6 protein-coding genes and 1 pseudogene are annotated in these 5,260 nt (G+C 38.5%); all 7 read left to right on the top strand.

Features of this window, described 5'->3' with window-relative positions; all coding sequences use genetic code 11:
* Window positions 1–446 (top strand): annotated as a pseudogene (locus tag AC06OU_RS03050) (transcription termination factor Rho); the annotation flags it as partial.
* 151 nt (window positions 447–597) lie between these two features.
* The gene (locus AC06OU_RS03045; RefSeq protein ID WP_475853893.1) at window positions 598–1,140 is read left to right on the top strand and encodes a sigma-70 family RNA polymerase sigma factor; all 543 of its coding nucleotides are present in this window, start codon (window positions 598–600) and stop codon (window positions 1,138–1,140) included.
* Window positions 1,125–1,538, top strand: coding sequence for a helix-turn-helix transcriptional regulator (locus AC06OU_RS03040; protein WP_475853891.1), 414 nt, complete (start codon window positions 1,125–1,127; stop codon window positions 1,536–1,538). The genes AC06OU_RS03045 and AC06OU_RS03040 overlap by 16 nt, the downstream gene beginning before the upstream one ends.
* Window positions 1,528–2,856, top strand: a complete 1,329-nt coding sequence (locus AC06OU_RS03035) for an FtsW/RodA/SpoVE family cell cycle protein (RefSeq protein WP_475853889.1) — start codon at window positions 1,528–1,530, stop codon at window positions 2,854–2,856. The genes AC06OU_RS03040 and AC06OU_RS03035 overlap by 11 nt, the downstream gene beginning before the upstream one ends.
* A 164-nt stretch (window positions 2,857–3,020) precedes the next feature.
* Window positions 3,021–3,236, top strand: a complete 216-nt coding sequence (rpmE, locus tag AC06OU_RS03030) for a 50S ribosomal protein L31 (RefSeq protein ID WP_169359455.1) — start codon at window positions 3,021–3,023, stop codon at window positions 3,234–3,236.
* Window positions 3,237–3,456: 220 nt separating this feature from the next.
* On the top strand, window positions 3,457–4,035 hold the full coding sequence (locus AC06OU_RS03025; protein WP_169359456.1) for a thymidine kinase: 579 nt from the start codon (window positions 3,457–3,459) through the stop codon (window positions 4,033–4,035).
* Between the two features lie 382 nt (window positions 4,036–4,417).
* Window positions 4,418–5,260: peptide chain release factor 1 (prfA, locus tag AC06OU_RS03020; RefSeq protein WP_475853886.1), on the top strand; the 843-nt coding region annotated here is incomplete at its 3' end.

The following is a 5,260-nucleotide window of genomic DNA, read 5'->3' as shown; positions in this document are numbered from 1 at the left end:
GTGGACGTACGTTATCTGGTGGTATTGACCCTGCTGCATTCCATCGTCCCAAACGCTTCTTCGGTGCTGCGCGTAATATCGAAGAGGGCGGAAGCTTAACTATTTTAGCAACTGCTTTAGTAGATACTGGTTCACGAATGGATGAAGTGATTTACGAGGAATTTAAAGGTACAGGAAATCTAGAGCTTCACTTAGATCGTAGCCTAGCAGAGCGCCGTATATTCCCAGCTATTGATATTCGTCGTTCCGGAACAAGAAAAGAAGAATTGCTAATACCTAAGGACCAATTAGATAAACTATGGGCAATTCGTAAAACCTTCTCTGACTCTCACGATTTTGGAGAGCGTTTCTTGAAAAAACTTCGCTTAACGAAAACAAACGAAGGCTTCTTCGAGCAATTAAGTGAAGAAATGAAAGCACATCGTAGTGGTAAAGTGTCACTATAATTGAACTAATAACTTCCATAAATAAATGGAGACTCAAGGCAACAGTCCTGAGTCTCCTTTTTTGATGTTTTTAAATAATAATTTCATAAATGAAAACTTTTCTAACTGCACACTCGTCTAATGTGCAAAAGGGGGGACAACGGTGGAGCGAATGCTAATGGGGGATACTAAATCTGAGAATTATGAGCAGCTCATCGATGAACTGATGAGTACACATGGTCAGGATATATTGCAGCTAGTCTATGCTTACGTACATAACGAAACGATTGCTGAGGATTTAACACAAGAGATTTTTGTGAAATGCTACAAAGGGTTACCGAGCTATAGAGGACGATCATCTATTAAAACATGGTTATGGCGCATTGCCATCAATCATGCCAAGGACTATTTAAAAAGCTGGTATAACAAAAATGTTAGGATAACAGAAGATGCGTTTCTAAATAGAGCTACATTGTCTTCAAGTGTAGAACAAATCATTGTCCAGCAAGATGAGGATGCATCGCTTGCAGCGGCAGTCATGAGCTTACCTATTAAATATCGTGAAGTAATTTACTTAGCTTATTTTGAAGAACTGACCATGAAGGAAGCAGCAGCCGTTTTGCAGCTTAATGAAAATACCATTAAGACGAGGCTACGCAAAGGAAAACTTCTATTAAAGAATACATTGGAGGGATCTGAATGGAAGAACGATTGAAGGGCTTAAAAAAAGCTATGAAAAATACTACATTTGAGCATCTGCAATTTTCAGAGGTACATCGCCAAAAAGTAAATGACCAAATTAAACAACTCACTCCAGCTGCTTTAACAGAAGAGATTTTACCTCTTTTAGTAGAATCCAAGACGGGGAGTGAGTTAGCGGAGCTTCTACATATAAAAGGAGAAAAATCTATTAGATTTAATGAAGGAGCTGTATATACCTCACTTCATCTGGCAGAACAAAACGGTGAGCTAGAATCCTTTTGGACTGAAGGAGAAAAGTATTATAGAATATCGAAAAAAGGACATAAGCTATTACAGAAAAAGCATCCTTCTCCAGCAACTCGTTTCTCACTAAGGCAGTTATTTCACGAGGTGACTACAGATGAGCATTAAAGAATATTTACAGTCAGTTATTGCACATATTCGCTCTAAAGAGGCAAAAAGTTATGTGGAAGCTGAGCTAGCTAATCATATGGAACACTCGAAGATGTCTTGGATGACAAAAGGATATACGGAAAAGGAGGCAGAGGGTAAAGCTGCTTCCGAAATGGGCAGTCCTACCGTGCTCGGTAAATCATTAAATGATATCCACAAGCCTAAAATAGATTGGCTGCTTCTCTCCTTACTCATTGGAATATTATTACTAAGCTTTTTGCCAATTGTGGCTTTGAATCAACCGCATTATGAGTACAGATATGGTCATATGATTCCTGCGTTTTTATCTAATCATGTAATTCATATTATCTTAGGCTTTGGTGTTGCTCTTGGATTAATGTTTTTGGATTATCGAAAGTTTGCACAATTGGGTTATGTTTTTTTCGGCATTGCTTCCTTATTTATAATATTTTTATACAGTTTTTACAATGCACAAGTAAACGGGAAAGTAATGATCCAAGTTGGATTTATTAGTTTGAAGGTTTGGATGGCGATTCCACTTTACTGTATTGCCTGGGCAGCTTTGTTTTCAAAAAAGAATTTTGCCTTATGGAAAGCGATTGTATTAGTTGGACTTTCATTTATTTTATTTAGCTTTAATGCGGACTTGTCAATTTTATTAATATACGGAGCTCTTGTTGCGGTGTTATTCTTGAAAAGTAAGTTTTCAAGAAAGCAAAAAAGTATAGTTACTGGAGCTGTGGCAGCTTTAATCATTAGCTTTATTATATTTACGTGGTTCAGCTATCAAAATGGAAGTATCGCAAAATACCAGATAGACCGTCTATTGGGCTTCTTAAATCCAGCAGGTTACGCTGAAGGTGCAGGATATATGAATGTATTGCTTACAGATTTACTACAAGGAGCTAAATGGTTTGGGGCAGGAACGACTTATAATCTACCTGAAGCACATACAGATTTAGTGTTTGGACATCTAATTCAATCCTATGGTTTAGCTGTGGCAATTGGAATATTTATAATACTAAGCTTAGTGATTATGCGCTTTTTACACATTACTTCTTCCGTGAAGGACTCCTTCGGAAGATTATTCATTACAGGATGTATTACAATTTTCTCCACACAATTCATCTATGCCATTGGAATGACAGTTGGGTTAGTTCCAATTGTATCGATATCACTACCGTTTTTTAGCTATGGATTTATGCCAACCGTCCTCAATGCTTTCTTAATAGGCTTAGTTCTTAGCGTGTATAGACGAAAACACTTTGTACAGACACTCCAAGTTTCCAAAATAACATCTAAGACAAGTCATTAAACAAAAACTAATGACTTGTCTAGAACGTGAAGACATGTTATTATATGAAACGTAAGTTTATACATTTCTGCTACATATGCGATTGACATCAATCGGATCGTGTAAGGTATCAGTTCCATAACCAACTCTGTTCCAGATGGTTCAGGGCGAGAGGAGAGATAGAGATGAAAGCAGGAATTCATCCCGATTACAAAGAAGCAACAGTATCATGTTCATGTGGTAACACATTCACAACTGGTTCTGTAAAATCAGACATTAAAGTCGAGTTCTGTAACGAATGTCACCCATTCTATACTGGACGTCAAAAATTCGCAGCTGCGGATGGCCGTGTTGATCGCTTCAACAAAAAATACGGAATTAAAGAAGAAACTCAAGACTAATAACAAAGTACCTGCAGAGCACTTAGTGCTTTGCAGGTATTTTTGTTTATTGTTTAGGAATTTATAAAATTTTGAACCTGTGGATAAATTGATGTCTAGGCAGAGATAGGCGGTTGCGCTTTTCTTGTGACAATTCCTTTAAAATAGTTTCGGGGAATACACCCGTATGATATAAATAGATAGAAGCAAAATACATAGTCGATAAGTAAGGAGATATATCATGGCTCAACTATTTTTTAAGCATGGTGCGATGAACAGTGGAAAATCAATTGAAATTTTAAAGGTAGCCCATAATTATGAAGAACAAAATAAACCAGTCGTTATTTTCACACCTGGTATTGATACTCGTGATGAGGTGGGACACGTCTCTAGCCGAATTGGTTTGAAGAGAAAGGCCACTGCAATTTATGATGAAACGAACCTATATGAAGTAGTAAAAGAAATAGATCCGAAACCATATTGCGTGTTAATCGATGAGGTGCAATTCTTAAAAAAAGAGCATGTTCTTCAGCTTACACAAATTGTAGATGAACTAAATATCCCTGTCATGGGCTTTGGCTTAAAGAATGACTTCCAAAACGAAATGTTCGAGGGCAGTAAATATATGCTGATCTATGCGGATAAAATCGAAGAAATGAAAACGATATGCTGGTTCTGCCATCGCAAAGCAATCATGAACTTACGAGTGGATGAGAGCGGCCAACCAGTATATACAGGAGAACAAATTCAAATCGGTGGAAATGACTCCTATTATCCAGTTTGTCGCAAATGCCACTCCAATCCACCGCTTACTCAGTGAACAGGAGTAGGTATTTCTAATACAATATAGAGAACCTTGCGGAGAAGAAGCGAAACCTTGCAGAGATGGCGAAGAACGTTGCGGAGACGGGCATAAACCTTGCGGAAATGAGCAAGAACCTTGCAGAAAGCCGAGAACCTTGCGTAGATAAGCGAGAACCTTGCAGAAAGCCATAAACTTTCCCACCTGTCCAGTTGAGCTATCAATCCGTAAACCGGCGGATGGCGAGCGAAATTGTATCTTCGCGAGCGCTTTACTGAAGTAGAATAGGTATGTATTCTTTCATTAGCATAAAGGCCCTTTAAAATAGAAAAAGTAGCAAGCGCTACGCTTTTTCTTTATAATAGTACTATTAGACATATAAATGAACGAGGTGAGCACGATGTTTGATCGATTACAATCGGTAGAAGACCGTTATAATAATTTAAATGAATTGCTTAGTGATCCAGATGTAGTGAATGATACGAACAAGCTAAGAGAGTATTCAAAGGAACAATCGAATCTACAGGCGACAGTGGATGCATATAGAGAATATAAGGATGTTAAAAGCCAATACCAGGATGCAAAGCAAATGCTTGATGAGAAGCTAGATGCAGATATGCGTGAAATGGTGAAGGAAGAAGTGAACGAGCTAGAAGGGCAGATTGCTGAGCTAGAAGAGCGTTTACGTATTTTGTTGATCCCGAAAGATCCGAACGATGACAAAAACGTTATTATGGAGATCCGTGGGGCTGCGGGTGGAGATGAGGCAGCGTTATTTGCAGGGAATCTTTTCCGTATGTACAGCCGATTCGCTGAAACACAAGGCTGGAAAATCGAGGTTATGGAATCGAATCCAACGGGTTTAGGCGGATATAAAGAAATCATCTTTATGATTAATGGTAATAATGCCTATTCTAAGATGAAATACGAAAATGGTGCACACCGCGTGCAACGTGTTCCAGAAACTGAGTCAGGTGGCCGTATTCATACATCTACTGCAACAGTTGCAGTTCTTCCAGAAGCGGAAGAAGTAGACGTAGAGATTCACGAAAAAGAAGTTCGTGTAGATACTTTTGCATCATCAGGTGCTGGTGGACAATCGGTTAACACGACTATGTCAGCTGTTCGTATGACCCATTTACCTACAGGGATCACTGTTTCAATGCAGGATGAAAAATCTCAGATTAAAAACAAAGAAAAAGCTTTCCGTGTACTTCGTGCCCGCCTCTTCGATCTTGAAGAA

Source organism: Psychrobacillus sp. (assembly GCF_056205495.1).
The sequence above is the reverse complement of the archived record's forward strand: the minus strand, read 5'-3'. Positions and strand labels throughout refer to the sequence as shown.